At 34.4% G+C, this 16,091-nt stretch carries 12 protein-coding genes; 5 read left to right on the top strand and 7 right to left on the bottom strand.

Annotated features, from left to right (window positions below; all coding sequences use genetic code 11):
* The first annotated feature begins 1 nt into the window (after nucleotide 1).
* On the top strand, nucleotides 2-751 hold the full coding sequence (locus tag J7E44_RS09815; protein ID WP_214828789.1) for a hypothetical protein: 750 nt from the start codon (nucleotides 2-4) through the stop codon (nucleotides 749-751).
* A 51-nt stretch (nucleotides 752-802) separates the two neighbouring features.
* Here J7E44_RS09815 and J7E44_RS09810 read toward each other — a convergent pair whose 3' ends face one another.
* From J7E44_RS09810 to J7E44_RS09790, 5 genes are all read right to left on the bottom strand, one after another.
* Nucleotides 803-2,320, bottom strand: a complete 1,518-nt coding sequence (locus J7E44_RS09810) for an FMN-binding glutamate synthase family protein (protein ID WP_214828786.1) — start codon at nucleotides 2,318-2,320, stop codon at nucleotides 803-805.
* Between the two features lie 53 nt (nucleotides 2,321-2,373).
* Nucleotides 2,374-3,720, bottom strand: a complete 1,347-nt coding sequence (gene mtaB, locus J7E44_RS09805; protein ID WP_214828769.1) for a tRNA (N(6)-L-threonylcarbamoyladenosine(37)-C(2))-methylthiotransferase MtaB — start codon at nucleotides 3,718-3,720, stop codon at nucleotides 2,374-2,376.
* A gap of 66 nt (nucleotides 3,721-3,786) precedes the next feature.
* The gene (locus J7E44_RS09800; protein WP_214828766.1) at nucleotides 3,787-4,377 is read right to left on the bottom strand and encodes a DUF1572 family protein; all 591 of its coding nucleotides are present in this window, start codon (nucleotides 4,375-4,377) and stop codon (nucleotides 3,787-3,789) included.
* Nucleotides 4,378-4,447: 70 nt separating this feature from the next.
* Nucleotides 4,448-6,535: an FIDD domain-containing protein gene (locus tag J7E44_RS09795; RefSeq protein WP_214828763.1), complete on the bottom strand. Its 2,088-nt coding sequence runs from the start codon at nucleotides 6,533-6,535 to the stop codon at nucleotides 4,448-4,450.
* A 163-nt stretch (nucleotides 6,536-6,698) separates the two neighbouring features.
* A complete protein-coding gene (locus J7E44_RS09790) occupies nucleotides 6,699-7,496 on the bottom strand; it encodes a hypothetical protein (protein ID WP_214828760.1) in 798 nt (265 codons plus the stop codon).
* A gap of 200 nt (nucleotides 7,497-7,696) precedes the next feature.
* On the opposite strand from J7E44_RS09790, the gene glgP reads away from it, so the two are divergent.
* Nucleotides 7,697-9,358 (top strand): alpha-glucan family phosphorylase, encoded by a 1,662-nt coding sequence (glgP, locus tag J7E44_RS09785; protein WP_214828757.1) that lies wholly within the window; start codon nucleotides 7,697-7,699, stop codon nucleotides 9,356-9,358.
* A gap of 88 nt (nucleotides 9,359-9,446) precedes the next feature.
* Here the strand turns inward: glgP and J7E44_RS09780 are convergent, their stop codons facing one another.
* The gene (locus J7E44_RS09780; RefSeq protein WP_200244190.1) at nucleotides 9,447-9,632 is read right to left on the bottom strand and encodes a DUF6496 domain-containing protein; all 186 of its coding nucleotides are present in this window, start codon (nucleotides 9,630-9,632) and stop codon (nucleotides 9,447-9,449) included.
* A gap of 11 nt (nucleotides 9,633-9,643) precedes the next feature.
* A complete protein-coding gene (locus tag J7E44_RS09775; protein WP_214828755.1) occupies nucleotides 9,644-10,117 on the bottom strand; it encodes a hypothetical protein in 474 nt (157 codons plus the stop codon).
* Nucleotides 10,118-10,236: 119 nt separating this feature from the next.
* On the opposite strand from J7E44_RS09775, the gene J7E44_RS09770 reads away from it, so the two are divergent.
* The 3 genes from J7E44_RS09770 (at nucleotide 10,237) to J7E44_RS09760 (ending at nucleotide 16,050) form a co-directional block, all read left to right on the top strand.
* Nucleotides 10,237-12,366, top strand: coding sequence for a S9 family peptidase (locus J7E44_RS09770; RefSeq protein ID WP_214828752.1), 2,130 nt, complete (start codon nucleotides 10,237-10,239; stop codon nucleotides 12,364-12,366).
* Nucleotides 12,367-12,510: 144 nt separating this feature from the next.
* Complete coding sequence (locus J7E44_RS09765; RefSeq protein ID WP_214828749.1) at nucleotides 12,511-14,166, top strand: peptide MFS transporter; 1,656 nt, start codon at nucleotides 12,511-12,513, stop codon at nucleotides 14,164-14,166.
* Nucleotides 14,167-14,298: 132 nt separating this feature from the next.
* Complete coding sequence (locus J7E44_RS09760; RefSeq protein WP_214828746.1) at nucleotides 14,299-16,050, top strand: peptide MFS transporter; 1,752 nt, start codon at nucleotides 14,299-14,301, stop codon at nucleotides 16,048-16,050.
* Nucleotides 16,051-16,091: the final 41 nt, after the last annotated feature.

Below are 16,091 nucleotides of genomic sequence, written 5' to 3'. Positions count from 1 at the left end.
AATGAAAAAAATATTTTTATATATCCTTGCAGGATCTTTATGTTTTTCAGCTTGTAAAAAAGATGACGATCCACAAACATTTGTAGAACCCGATGACGTTGCAGTTCGAAACACTTATGATGATCAGGCGATCCAAAAATTCTTAAATGATAACTATTTGGATACCCAAGGAAATGTAAAAGCTTTTAGCGCCACTGATACTATTGATGATCATGAGAAAAAACTAGCTGAGCTAAATCCGGTAAAACTTCCTTCAGGAGTAATCTATATTGTAAGAGCAGGTGCCCAACCTACTCCGGGGAAAGCAATTGGTGCTACTGATAACCTAAAAATGATGGTTAGAGCAGGCAATTACCTTGCTGTAAATACTGATGGCACAGTTTCACTTACAATTTCTCCTACAGTTCCTTATCTGGTTAATACAATTAATGGATCTGGATCTCCCTTGGTAGATCCTATGTGGTATTATGTTAAGAAACAAGTTTTAAAGGATGCAACAACGGATGCTGCTAAAGACAGAAAGTTTTATGAAATTGAAGGTTTTCAAGAAGGATTAAAATACTTTAAAGCTGCTTCTCCAGCTTTAGCAGATGAGGCTCCATATAACCTACAGGGAGTTATCTTAGTTCCTTCAAGAGCTGCTTTTGGAAGGGATGCACACTATAATTACACCGGATATTCTCTTCAAAACAGAACATTTATCTTTAATTTCCAAGTTTACAATACAACAACAAGACCTGTAGACGAGTAAATTAATGCTCTATAAAGCATACAAATAAATAAAAAGCGCTTTTTATTTATTTTAAAGTCTTGCTTTTTGTCTTACATTCCCTAAAATATCCGGGAAATAAAGATCAGCCAAGTGATCAAATTCATCACCTCTCATAAACATAGAAGCATCAACCTCTTCATAAGAACTTCTGCCCGCAGCTGCAATTAACTCATTACAAGTGTGAAGGGTATTTTTATGAAAATGATATACTCTCTCACTTTTATCCGTAACATCCAAACCTTTAATTAGCATTTTATCCTGAGTAGCAACACCAGTTGGACAGTTATTAGTATTACATCTTAAAGCCTGAATACAACCTAAAGAAAACATAAATCCTCTGGCATTATTACACATATCAGCTCCCATAGCAACTGCTCTTAAAATATCTAAACTTGTCAAAACTTTACCGCTGGCAATAACTCTTAATTTATTTCTTACGTTATAGTTATTAAGCGTTTTATTTACGAAAATCAATGCGGGCTCTAATGGCATTCCTACTCCATCAGAAAATTCCGGAGGTGCAGCTCCTGTTCCACCCTCAGCTCCATCTATTGTAATAAAATCAGGATAGATCTTCAACACATTCATCTGAACACAGATATCTTCAAATTCCTTTGTATCACCAATACACAATTTAAAACCAACTGGTTTCCCTCCTGAGAGGTTCCTTAATTGTTCCACAAACCTTAAAAGTCCTGCAGCATTAGAAAACGCAGAATGTGACGGTGGAGAAATAATAGTCATTCCTGGAGTAACGTGTCTTATTTTTGCAATTTCAGGTGTATTTTTCACCCCCGGCAAAACACCTCCATGTCCAGGCTTTGCGCCCTGAGATAATTTGATCTCAATCATTTTCACAGTCGGCATCGTTGAATACTTAGCAAATAAGTCAGGATTAAACTTTCCTTCTTCATCTCGACATCCAAAATATCCAGTCCCAATCTGCCAGCAGAGATCCCCGCCTTCTAAATGATGTGGAGAAATTCCTCCTTCACCTGTATTATGATAAAAGCCTCCTTTTTTAGCTCCTCTGTTTAACGAAATTTGTGCTCTGTCACTCAATGCTCCAAAACTCATTGCTGAAATATTGAATAAAGAAGCATGGTAAGGCTGTGAACATTGTTCCCCGCCTACCCAGACTCTTGGTAGCTCTTCAGAAGGAGACTTTGCGTAGATCGAATGCTTTATTCCTTCATATTTTCTATGATTAACTTCCAGCTGAGTTCCAAATGGAACGGTATCACTTAAGTTTTTGGCACGTCTGTAAACAGCAGAACGCTGGTTCCTGGGAAACGGCTTCCCATCAGTTTCCCGTTCAATAAAATACTGCTGCATTTCCGGAGAGATATCTTCAAAAAAATACCGGAAATAACCTAGCACCGGAAAATTCCTCAGTATTGCATGTTTTGACTGATAGGTATTATATACACCTAATGCATAGATTGCCGATAGCAGAATTGGGATCCAATAATGCGCTCTGATTAGTAAAGCTATAATCCATGTAGCAATTACTAATACAATTCCCCAAGATAAAAACTTATCTCTCATAGAATGTTGTATTTAAAAGTTAAAATAAATTTAGTAGAAATTTTGCAAAGAGACTATGCTTTTGCTAAAAAACTTTCGTAAGATGACTGCACAGAAACCGTGCCATCTGACAGGATTTTTTCTAAATTTAGAAATTCTATTTGGTTTACAGATGCCTGATCAAAATCTTTCTGCACTCTCACATAATTTTCTGTGAAGCCGAACATCTTGCCGTCTTTATTTTCATGCTCCCAGAGTATAGGAAGCGTTTTCCCAAGCTGGGTCTGATAAAATGACATCTTTTTCTTTTCGGAAAGAATACGTAACATCTTATTGCGTTTTTTCCTTTCGGGAATAGGAACAATATCCTTCATTTCCGCTGCTTCGGTATTTTCTCTTTCAGAATAAGTAAATACATGCAGATAGCTGATAGGAAGTTCATTCAGGAAGTTATATGTTTCCATAAATTTTTCCTCAGTTTCACCTGGAAAACCTACAATTACATCAACACCAATCGCAGCATGAGGCATAACCTCACGAATTTTATTTACTCTGTCCTTATACAACTTGGTTAAATAACGACGTTTCATTTTTTTCAATAAATCATCGCATCCTGACTGTAAAGGAATATGGAAGTGAGGAACAAAACTTCTGCTTTTTGAGACCAATTCAATACTTTCATCTTTCAGAAGATTAGGTTCAATGGAGGAAATACGTATCCTCTCGATACCATCAACCTGATCGAGTTCAGAGATCAGATCCAGAAAAGTATGTTCGTGTCTTTTATTTCCAAATTCACCTTTCCCATAATCACCGATATTAACTCCTGTCAGAACAATTTCTTTAATATCTCTTCCAGCAATTTCCTTAGCATTAGTCAAAACATTTTCTATCGTATCTGATCGTGAGATCCCTCTGGCTAAAGGAATGGTACAATATGTACATTTATAATCACACCCATCCTGAACTTTTAAGAAAGCTCTGGTTCTATCCCCTATAGAATAGCTTCCAATAAAAAAATCTGTTTCTTCGATTTCACAAGAGTGGACAAGACCGTTACTTTCCGACTTTTCTAAATCGTCCAGATAACTTAAAATATTGAACTTTTCCTTGGCTCCAAGAACCAAATCTACCCCATTTATCTGCGAGATCTCTTCGGGTTTTAACTGCGCATAACATCCAACAATGACTACTAACCCTTCAGGATTAGCCTTCATTGCTCTCTTTACATGAAGTTTACATTCACGGTCTGCATTTTCAGTTACTGAACAAGTATTGATAACATACACATTTGCCTTATCATCAAAACTCACCTTATCATAACCTGCATCTGTTAATTGACGGGCAATAGTAGAAGTTTCTGCAAAATTTAATTTGCAGCCAAGGGTATGAAATGCGGCAGTTTTGTGAAAATTTGACATTGAGTAGTCCTGAATTTTATGGGTGCAAAGATAGTAATTTAAATAAAAACTCTGAATCGATTCAGTCTATTGTTTATATTCTTCTCTTACCTCATGATTATTTTCGAAACAAACAGGTGAAGAATTAGAATTTAGACCTTCGCCCTCAAGTTTATTCTTTATTTCTTCATTAAATTCCTGAGATTTATTTCTTGCAATAGAAAGTGTGTTCCAATCATTATTTTTCATCATTTTTGCAATGTAAACGATCTGTCCTATATGATAAGGATAATGAGCCAGCTGGCGAAAAACAGCATCTATAACCAAATGTCCCTCACCTCTTATATAAATAGTAGCATACAAGTTTTCTTCATTAATTTGGTTCAAAGCATCAAAAAGACATTTCCAACCTGCTTCCCAAAAACCAATTGCTTCTTGTTTTGTTTTAAAGGTATTTACAAATTCTTCATCACGTTTCCGTCCCGGTTTTTCTCCATCTTCCGTAAGGAAATTTGTCCATCTTGAAATCATATTTCCTGCAATATGTTTTGCAATAACTGCAATTGAATTACTTTCAACATTATACTGCCAAAACATTTGTTCATCTGATAATTGTTCAAAAGATTTATCTCCAAGAGATTTATAATATTCGAAACGTTTGATAAATAGTTCTTTCATACTTTAAAGTTAATAAAAACTTTAAAGATAAAACCATCTTTTGTTAAGATGGCTTTATCTTGTTTTAGCACTACTCTCTATTTTTCACCATGATCCAACTAGAGAATTTAACAGGAGTATTTTTCTTATCATTCTCACTCCAGGTTACAGAATACCAATAGGTTCCAGTCGGAACTTTTTTACTTCCGTTGGTTGTTCCATCCCATTTATAGCCATTTGTTTTATCTGCCTGATGAACTTTATTGCCATATCTATCGAAAATATTCAATATTAAGTTTTGCTTGTGAGCCAGTGCAGAATAATCGATCACATCATTGATACCATCACTATTAGGTGTAATTACATTCACCAGGTTCGGAACTGTTATTGTAATATCAATAGGTTCACAATCATATATATCTTTTACATAAATATGACAGTCTCCCCTAGGAACATTGTTAAATACATTAGAATCCTGCCAAGTGATATTATCAAGTGAATATTTATAAGCTGGAGTTCCCCCTACAACATTTACAGTAATGGTATTCGTTGAGATATCTACATTTGATATTACAGGCTGCTCGGTAGGATATACTTTCACGGTCTGGGTTGTAATGCATTCCCCCGTCTTTAGTTTAACCCAATATGTTCCAACTGATACATTTGTGACTGCTTGAGTTATAGCACCCGTACTCCATAGATAGGAAGCAAAGCCCGGTCCTGCATCCAATGTTGTGGTATCCTCCATACAGATGATCTTATCAACCAGAACACTGGATTTTACTGGTGGCAAAACAATTAAGGTAATTTTTGCAACGGTGAAACAATTGTTTGAATTGGATACTCGCACATAGACAACACCATTTGGGGCAATATATGCTGCGGGAGTCGCAATTTGATTAGTTCCATTGATAGCATCTGTTAGAGAAGGATAATATTTTTTAGTCAACCCTACAGGACCTGTAGGTGTTACAAGAGCAGCAGTAAGATTAAATGAAGCTGTCGAAGGATTAGTTTCAATAAAGCATGATCTTAAAGTGGCTTCCTGTACAACAATAGGAGGATAAAAATTTAATGTAATTTTTGCTACTGCAATACATCCAAACTGAGAAGTTATTTTTACATACACAACCCCTGCAGAAGATATATAAGTACTTGGGTTTATAATTTCATTAATTCCCGCATTAAGATCATTCATCGTCAGATAGTACTTTTTGGTAACATTTGGAAGACCAATAACATTAGCACTCGTCAGGTCGAATACCGCTGTTCCCATGTTGTTGTTATTACAGGCAGTTAATGTTACATCATTGCCTGTTATCGTTCCATCTTTGAATTTAAAATTTCCTGTCTGCCTACATTTATTAATAGGATTGTTTGGATTTGCCGGATCTGTATAGCTGATACTATAGTAATAAGTGGTTGCTGTATTAATAGTAATTGGAGTTAAGATAGCATTATTTCCACTTAATGCATCATTTTGAGTGGTATGATAGGTAATATTAAAGTTTGGATTTCCATTAAGAATACCTGTTGATAAGGTACTGAAATCAAAAACTGCAGGATTTGAACATACAATTATTTCTCTTGGATCTGCTGGATTAGCCGCAGGAATTCCAGGTGGATTAAAGGGATGAGGCTGTATTAAAGGATCAGTAAATGGAGATGCTAAAGTAGCTGTTCCACCCCAAACTAAATTAAAAGTAAAGACCGTTGTTGAAAAATTATCAACATATAAAAAATAGGTCTCCCCTGGTAATACGTCCAGATATTTAACGAAACCATCTCCAAATCCGGGTCCTTCACTTGTATCTGTTGCGGTCATATTCATACCTGTTGGATAACCCGCAATAGTTCCATCGTTTGAAGAACATCTGATAGGTGTTCCTTTTGTAGCACAGGTTTTGTTAGGTCCATAAATAGCCCAGTCGTAATCTACAGGACCTGTTGGGTTAATTTCAAATGTAAGGGTACCACCTGTAGCAATTGTAAATGAATACCAGGTTGAATTATTTTCAACCTGTAAACAACCACCAAGGGTTTCATTTATGGCACCGGGACCTGAAGGAGTGTATGTTATATTTGCATTACCACAAACTGCGATTGCAGTTACACAATCAGCCTGAGAAAAGAAAATTTGTGATATAAGCAAGAAAGCAATAAGTAGATTTTTCTTCATAAAATACATGTTTTTGTTAAAAATTAATCAATAATTAAATCAATACACAACACATATATCAAATATACTTATTATTTAATTAAAAATAATAAAAATGTTAAAATCGTAAATTAACTTCGATTAAATGAAGAATTTATTGAATATTAAAGGGTGTTTGTGGCGATTATTTTATACTCGTCATATTTCCACAAAGATTTTCAAGATGAAAAATTTTATGAAATGGACTTTTTACTTCATTGAGATGTTCCTTATCCTGAATAAAAGTATATCGTGATGCAATAGAGTTCATATCGGAAACGATGACCAACCAACATTCGTCTACAGAAGTGTCATAATAGGGAAATTTTTCATTTTTCTTTTCAATTAATTCCAAGATCTTATCAGAACAAAGCTCATCAAATAAATTCATACTGTATTCGTGAGTAATAAAAACATTTCTACGGTGCGAAGATTTTCTAAGACTTTTCACACAGCCTACCGGCTTATTTTTTTTTATGCTTTTGTAAATGGATAAAATACTTTCCTGTTGCTCCTCCAAGATATCAAATTTAAAATCCGAGTGAAATTCTAAAAAATAAACACCACGATATTTCGTAGTGTCTTCTTGTTCTAATAATATTTCAGCCTGACGGAAAATCTTGTTCAAATTACTTTCAATCTTCTTCATTTCCAAATGATTGATCACCTCTGTTAGCTCGATCCCAATTTTTTTATCATTCAAATTAGCGATAAAATCGGGGCTTTCACAGGTAAGATTTTCAAACTTAACATCAGGGAAATGATGCATAAACGAATTCAGCAGTAAAATTTCTGATTTTTTCTTATATTTTTCCCGATCATGAAGTTGTGATTCATCTATTTTACGATGATACTTCTCTATCGGCTTTTTTTTCAAATGTCGATTCAGGTAATATAAGCTTAGATTCTTGATTAAATCTTCATCTGAAAATACCTTTTTCATCCTCTTCGTTTTTATTATTGTTAATAAAACATGAAACCTATAGTTTTATTCGAGAAGTTTTTGATTATCAAAAAATTACACTTAAAGGTAAGTAAAAAAACTATTCAACAGATACTTTTAAAAATAATTTGTTAAATAATTAATGTAGAGTTTATTTTCATTATCAATACCTTTGGCTATCTAATCTAAAACTCTGGTTCATGGATTTTAAAAATTTTAAAATACCCTTTAACATCAATCCTCAATATACGAAGAAAGTAGCCTATTTTTCTATGGAATTTGCTCTCGAGCAAGTTTTAAAGATCTATTCCGGAGGTCTCGGTTTCCTTGCTGGTTCTCATATGAGAAGTGCTTATAATCTGAAACAGGATTTTATAGGAATAGGTATTCTCTGGAAATTCGGATATTATGATCAAGCTAGAAATCATGATCAGACATTACAGCCCGTATGGACAAAAAAAATGTATAGTTTCCTTGAAGATACGGGAATAAAATTTCAAATAGAAATCCATAGTGCGCCAGTTTGGGTAAAAGTCTGGTATCTGGATCCAGAAACATTTCATACAGCACCCATGTTTTTTTTATCTACAGATGTTCCAGAAAATGATCACGTTTCAAAGACCATCTGCCACAAACTATATGATGCCAACGAATCGACCAAACTGGCACAATACATTTTATTAGGAAAAGGAGGCGCAAAATTACTGGATGAAATGAATCTTGATAGGGATATTTATCATCTTAATGAAGCACATGCTCTTCCTGCAGCATTCTATTTACTAAAAAAATACAAGGGAGACCTAAACAAAGTAAAGGAAAAATTGGTCTTTACAACCCATACACCCGAAGAAGCAGGAAATGAAAAACATAATCTGAAATTATGTTATGACATGTCCTATTTCTCTGATTTCAGCATGGAGGAAGCAAAAAGCATTGAAGGAGCTCAAGATGATCGTTTTAATCATTCACTTTGTGCGCTGCAGATGGCTAAAGTAGCCAATGGAGTTTCTCAGCTGCATGGGGTTGTTTCAAGAGCGATGTGGAGTAAATATCCTGGAATTTGTGAGATTAAGTCAATCACCAATGCACAGGAATTTAAATACTGGGCCGATAAACGACTTTATAACGCTAAAGACGAAAGAGACGAAACGGTATTCGATTATCGTAAAAAATATTTAAAAAAGAGACTTTTCAAGATCGTTGCAGATCAAACCGGAAATTTATTCGATCCAAATATCTTTACAATTGTTTGGGCAAGAAGGTTTGCAGGATATAAACGAGCTGATTTACTTTTACATGATAAAGACAGATTTTACAAATTATTAAACAATCCTAAATATCCGGTTCAAATTATATGGGCAGGAAAGCCTTACCCAATGGATTACACTGCAATTTCCACCTTTAATACCCTTGTTGAAGAAAGCAATAACCATAAGAATATGGCTGTTTTAACTGGCTATGAGCTCTCTTTAAGTAAATCTTTAAAACAAGGTTCAGATCTATGGCTTAACAATCCAAGAGTTCCTAGGGAAGCATCTGGAACTTCAGGCATGACCGCTGCAATGAATGGCTCCGTAAATCTTTCAACAGATGATGGATGGATTCCTGAATTTGCAAAGCATAAAGAAAACTCTTTTGTAGTTCCAAAAGTCGACTACATGAATATGAGCATTTACGAACAGGATACTTATGATCTAAATAAATTATATGAGATTCTGGAGAATGATATTATCCCAACTTATTATAACAATACAAATGCGTGGAGAAAAATTCAATACAATGCAATGGATGATGTTAAAAACCAATTCAATAGTGATAGAATGGCCGATGAATACTACAAGATCCTTTATAATCACCAGTAGGATTAGGCTACAAATTATAAAGGAGTAAAAAATTAAACGCCAAAAAATTAAACAAAAAACGTGGAAAATTCCACGTTTTTTATTTGACTTAATCCTTTTTCTTTTTAGGCACTTTTAAACCTTTTTCTCTGGCCTCTGAAATACCAATGGCAACCGCTTGTTTTTGACTGGTTACTTTCTTTCCAGAAGAGGATTTTAATTTACCCTCTTTGAATTCGTGCATTACTTTTCCTACTTTGTCTTGAGCTTTGTCTGAATATTTTGTCTTGCTCATCATATTATTTTTTAAGATTTTGGCAGGGAAACCCCTAATTCATAAACTTTAGCATGTTTCAAATACTTTGAACGTTCTCTTGAAGTAACCGATTCCAGTCGATCATTTTTGATCACAATAATCGGATCTTCCATATTTTCAATTTCAAAATTGGCGAAATACCTTTCTTCCGGACTCGTTTTATCATTTTTAGCCTTTATTTTTTGCAATTCCTCTGCATATTTCTTAAATCCAGGATCCGAGGAATGAATGAATTTATATTCATCACCAGCATCTACGTAATAATGAAGTTTTTTTTCTATTAAACCTGCTTCTTCTGAAATCTGAGGGTTGTCATTTCCATCTTTAAAACTTACTTCTACTAAAGTTCCTCCTTTTTTCTGAGCACATCCCTCAGCATCTTTAAAGCTAGAAAACCCTGTGTATACGATTTGATCGTTCAAAACATAACGGTTTAATTTCTGATTGAATGCATTCGTTTCCATAATTATTATTTTAGCTTGATTTATATAATACATCCAATTTTTTTGCCAAAGCCTTATCTAAAAAAGCTTTTTTGTGCATTTGATAAAATTATTATCTTTGAATCTCTTTAAAATTAGAAATGAAAAAAATCCTATTAACTCTTAGTATTGCTGCTGTATTTCAAAATCTATCAGCACAAGAAATTACATTAGACAAAATATATTCAGGATATTACCGCGGAAAGGGCATTGCTGGAATTACTTCCATGAAAAATGGAGAAAATTATCTGGTTATTGAACAGGGTGGAATTGCAAAATATTCTTACAAAACTTCCCAAAAAGAAGGAAATATTGTTGATGGACAATACCAGAGTTATGAGTTTTCTGATGATGAGTCGAAGATCCTCTTACTTAAAGATAGTCAGCCAATTTACAGACATTCCTTTTTAGGCAAATTTGATGTTAAAGATTTAAAATCAGGAAAAGTAACCAGCTTAAATGATGGTAAAACAGTGCAGGAGCCAAGATTCTCTCCGGATGCCAGTAAGGTAGCGTTCATTTCTGAAAACAATTTATTTTTCCAGGATCTAACCTCTGGAAAAATTACCCAGATAACTACAGATGGAAAGAAAAATTCTATTCTCAATGGATTGGCAGACTGGGTATATGAGGAAGAATTCGGACACGCGAGATTATTTGAATGGACAAAAAACTCGGATGCACTTGTTTTCGTAAAATCAGATGAGAGTCAGGTTCCGGAAATATACATTCCTATCTACGGTAAATCATTGTATCCGTCGGAAATGCGTTATAAATACCCTAAAGCAGGAGAAAAAAATTCTATTGTTTCAGCACAATTATACCGTCTGGATTCAGGAAAAACAATACCATTGAATTTAGGTTCTTTTAAAAATTATTACATCCCCAATGTTTTTCAAACTGCAAAAGCAGATGAAATGGTGTTAATTACTTCTGAAAGAATACAAAATGCTTCTGATATTTTAAAAGTTAATACAAAGACCGGAGCAGTTCAGAAGTTGTTTACGGAAACTGACGAAAAATGGATTGATACAGATAGCCCTACATTAGAATTTCTTGAAGATGATTCATTTCTTTGGGGTTCAGAAAGAGATGGCAACCGTCATTTATATTGGTATGACAAAGATGGCAAGCTGAAAAAACAAGTTACAAAAGGAAATTGGGAAGTAACAGATTATTACGGTTACAATCCAAAGTCTAAAGAAATTTATGTTCAGACCACTGAGAAAGGAAGTATCAACAAAGTGATTTCCAAGATCAATATAGAAAACGGAAAATCTCAACTGATCTCAAACGCAGAAGGAAATAATTCTGCCAATTTCAGTAAGAACTATAATTATTTTATCGAGACCTCCTCTACAGTTTCAAAGCCATTTACTTTTGTCTTAAAAGACGGAAATGGTAAAACTGTAAAAGAATTACAAAACAACAATGATCAGCTACAAAAACTAAAAGCTGACAATTTTGTTGATAAAGAGTTTATTACTATTCCAAACTCAGTGGGTGATCAAATGAATGCATGGGTGATGAAACCTAAGAACTTTGATCCAAACAAAAAGTATCCTTTATTTATGTTTCAGTATTCAGGACCTGGTTCTCAACAGGTGGCTAACACCTGGGATACCGGAAATACTTTATGGTTTAATCATTTAGTTCAAAAGGGATATATTGTAGCTTGTGTAGATGGACGTGGAACAGGATATAAAGGAGCGAAATTCAAAAAAGTAACCTACATGAATTTAGGGAAATACGAAATTGAAGATCAGATCACTGCTGCAAAATGGTTTGGAAATCAATCCTATATTGATAAAAGCCGAATCGGAATGTTCGGTTGGAGCTTCGGAGGTTATATGACGAGTTTAGCTATGACAAAGGGCGCTGATGTTTTCAAAGCGGGGATTGCTGTTGCACCAGTTACCAACTGGAGGTATTACGATTCTGTTTATACAGAAAGGTTCATGAGGACTCCACAGGAAAACGCGGAAGGATATGATAAAAATTCCCCAACAGAATATGCCAACCTATTAAAAGGAAAACTCTTATTGATTCACGGAACTGCTGATGATAATGTACATTTCCAGAATTCCATGGAATTCTCTGAGGCATTGATTCAAAACAAAAAACAGTTTGATTTCATGGCTTATCCGGATAAAAATCACGGGATTTATGGTGGCCAGACAAGACCACAACTGTATCAGAAAATGACAGATTTTATTTTAGATAATTTATAATCTAGTATCAAATAACCTATTAAACCTTCTAATTTATTTTAGAAGGTTTTTTAATATTAATTTCATTAATCGTTTTGCAAAGAGTAATTTATTTTATCAATTAAAATTAAAAACTTATTTTTGAGAAATTTGAAATTTGAATCGATGAAGACTAAACATCCTAAAGGCCTGCCTTTTCTCTTTTTTACTGAAATGTGGGAACGTTTCGGGTATTATTTAATTCTCGGAATTTTTGTTCTTTACGTTATTGAGCCTACAGGGTTGAAAGGTGGTCTCGGGCTGCCCGACAAAACTGCTGATGATATTTTTGGAACTTATATCGCTTTGACCTATTTAACACCTTTTATTGGTGGATTTCTAGCAGATAGAGTTTTAGGTTATATCAAATCTATCTATTTAGGAGGAATTTTAATGGCTGCGGGTTATATCGGGATGGGAGTTTTCAAAGATCTACCTTTATTTTATGGGTCTTTAGCATTAATTATTATCGGAAACGGTTTCTTTAAACCAACCATTTCTACCCTTTTAGGAAATCTATATTCTGAAGAACCTTATAGAGCAAATAAAGATTCTGGCTACAATATTTTCTATATGGGAATTAATATTGGTGCCTTTATCTGTAATATTATCGCCGCTTTTATGCGTAATAAATTCGGATGGGGTGAAGCCTTTATTACTGCTGGAGTAGGTATGCTAGTTGGTATGATAATTTTTACCATTGGAAGAAAACATTATATCCACGCAGCTCAGATGAAGCCTGTACAAGAAGGAGATACCAAACTTTCTGAAATCTTAATTAAGGTTTTCCTACCAGCGATCATAGCTGGAGCAATTGGATGGTTTGTACCTAATAATATTTTCGGAAGTGACAGTACAGATGCATTTATTTTTGCCTGTATCCCTGTTATTTACTTTTACGCTTCTCTTTATTTTAAGGCAAAACCAGAAGAAAAAACTTCTATTGGAGCCTTGTTATCTGTATTTTTGATCAGTATGTTTTTCTGGGCAGTTTTCAAACAGAATGGAACAGCATTAACGAGATGGGCTAATTATTACACAGACCGAAGTGTCCCTGCAGCTATAGAAAAGCCTTTAGAAGATATCTATATGGTAGATGGGAAAAGCTATAAAGATAAAGAGGTTCCTGTTTATGATGATCAGTATCAATCTCAAAAAGATAAAGACGGAAAAACAATAAAAACAACCGGCAAAGATGTCTATTTTAAAAATATTTCCTCTGAGCAACGTGCAGAACTTGAAAAGAATCCCGAGAAGCAGGTATTTCTGTACAATACGGAATTATTTCAATCAATCAATCCATTTTGGGTTATTGCTTTAACACCTTTAGTGGTTGGATTTTGGGCCTTACTGCGAAGAAAAGGAAAGGAACCATTAACTCCTACAAAGATTGTTTTGGGACTGTTTATTTCTGGATTATCCTGTCTGGTAATGGTTTTAGCAGTAATAGCCGGAGATAATGGAGCGGTTAAGGTTTCTCCATGGTGGCTGGTTGCCGGTTATGGAGTCATTACAGTCGGCGAACTTTGTCTTTCTCCAATGGGATTGTCTTTTGTTTCCAAGCTCTCGCCACCGAGAATCACAGCACTTATGATGGGTGGCTTTTTCCTTGCTAATTCTGTGGGGAACAAACTTTCTGGAATCTTAGCAAGCACCTGGTATAACTATGACAATAAAGTAAATTATTTCTTAGTAAACTTCGCTTTATTAATTTTTGCAACGTTATTAGGCCTTTCTATGTTAAAAAGATTGAACAAAATCATGAAAGAAAAAGGGCATTAATCATCCCTTTTAGATAGATAATAAAGCTGTAGCAGAGTTCTACAGCTTTTTTATTAAATATAAAATTAAAAACTTGCCAAAAACTCAAAAAAAACTATATTTGCTAGTCTTAACAAAAATTAACAATAAAATATGGATAATATTGAAGCATTAAATCCGAAACCGGATGAATTTGTAGAGAATAAAGGTTCCAGACATCCAAAAGGATTATGGGTTCTTTTCGGAACAGAAATGTGGGAACGTTTCAACTTTTATGGGATGAGAGCATTACTTACCTTATTTATGGTAAATTCTCTCTTAATGAAGGAGGCTGATGCATCTATTATTTATGGGGGTTTTCTTGCTTTATGTTATTTAACACCTCTATTAGGAGGTTTTATTGCAGATAAATATCTGGGAAACAGAAACTGTATTATCTTAGGAGGAAGCCTTATGGCAATTGGGCAGTTTTTACTTTTCCTGAGTGCATCTACATTTTCTGAAAGCTTAGGCGGAGCAAAAACCTTTATGTGGTTGGCTTTATTCATTATTATCTTTGGAAATGGTTTCTTCAAACCAAATATTTCCTCAATGGTAGGAAGTCTTTATCCTAAACAAGAAAAATCTAAATTGGATTCGGCGTTTACCATTTTCTATATGGGTATTAATATCGGAGCGTTTTTAGGTCAGTTTATTTGTCCTTATTTAGGAGATGTAAAGGATTCTGCAGGAGTTAGAGATATTTTCGCTTTCAAATGGGGATTCCTGGCTGCATCTATAGCAATGATTATAGGAACAGTAACATTTTTCATTCTTAAAAATAAGTATGTCGTAACTCCTGAAGGAAGACCAATCGGAGGATTACCTAAAAACAGTACCAGCGCAGACTTTGAAGAAGGAGAAACACAAACTGCAAAATTTTCAGGAAAATCTATGGGAATAGCAACTGTATTATTTGTTGCTCTTTTCTTTGTGTTCAGATATGTTCTAGTAGGTGAATTTGGATTTAATTCTGTAGGAATGGGACAGCTTATCAAAGGGCTTATTTATCCATTTATCTACGCTGCAGGGATCTCTCTGGCATTTTTGATCATGAGCTCTGCTGAAAACAAAGTGGAAAGACAAAGAATCTGGGTAATTTATATTGTTTCATTCTTTATTATTTTCTTTTGGGCTGCTTTTGAACAGGCAGGTTCATCTTTAACTTTTATCGCAGATAACCAAACAGACAGAAGTATTTTTGGTTGGAATATGCCGCCATCTATGGTACAAATCTTCAATGGACTATTTGTTGTAGCATTGGCATTGCCATTCAGTATCCTTTGGGATAAATTGAGAGCTAAAGGAAAAGAGCCGGTATCTCCAATGAAACAGGCAATAGGTCTTGCCTTAATTGCTTTAAGTTATTTCATTATCGCTTACAATGTAAAAGATCTGGGAAATACAGGTTTATTAGCCATCAAATGGTTAATGTTATTATATTTGATTCAAACAATGGGAGAGCTTTGTTTATCACCAATCGGATTATCATTGGTAGGTAAGCTTGCTCCAAAAAGATTTGCTTCATTGTTGTATGGGGTTTTCTTTATCTCTAATGCTGCGGGTTATGCCTTAGCAGGTTCTCTAGGGGCTATTATTCCTGCAACAGGAGACAAGTTTGTAAAAGCTGAAAAACTGGGTGTAAATCTACAGGATGTTTTGGATAAAAAAGTAACACTTACTCCTGAGCAATTGGCTTTATTTGAGAAAGAACAATTACCTATTGCCAATACAACTTTTGCGGGTGTAGAAATTCATAATTTATTTGAATTCTTCATGGTATTCGTTGTACTTTGTGGTATCGCATCTGTAATTCTTGCCATACTTTCACCAAGATTAAAGAAAATGATGAACGGCGTAGGCTAGTTTCATTAATAAAATACTATAAAAAACCTCTGCTAAGTCAG

Origin of the sequence: Chryseobacterium sp. ISL-6, from assembly GCF_018613715.1 — a bacterium.
GTDB classification, from domain to species: domain Bacteria; phylum Bacteroidota; class Bacteroidia; order Flavobacteriales; family Weeksellaceae; genus Chryseobacterium; species Chryseobacterium paludis.
This window is presented reverse-complemented; position numbering and strand designations above follow the sequence as displayed.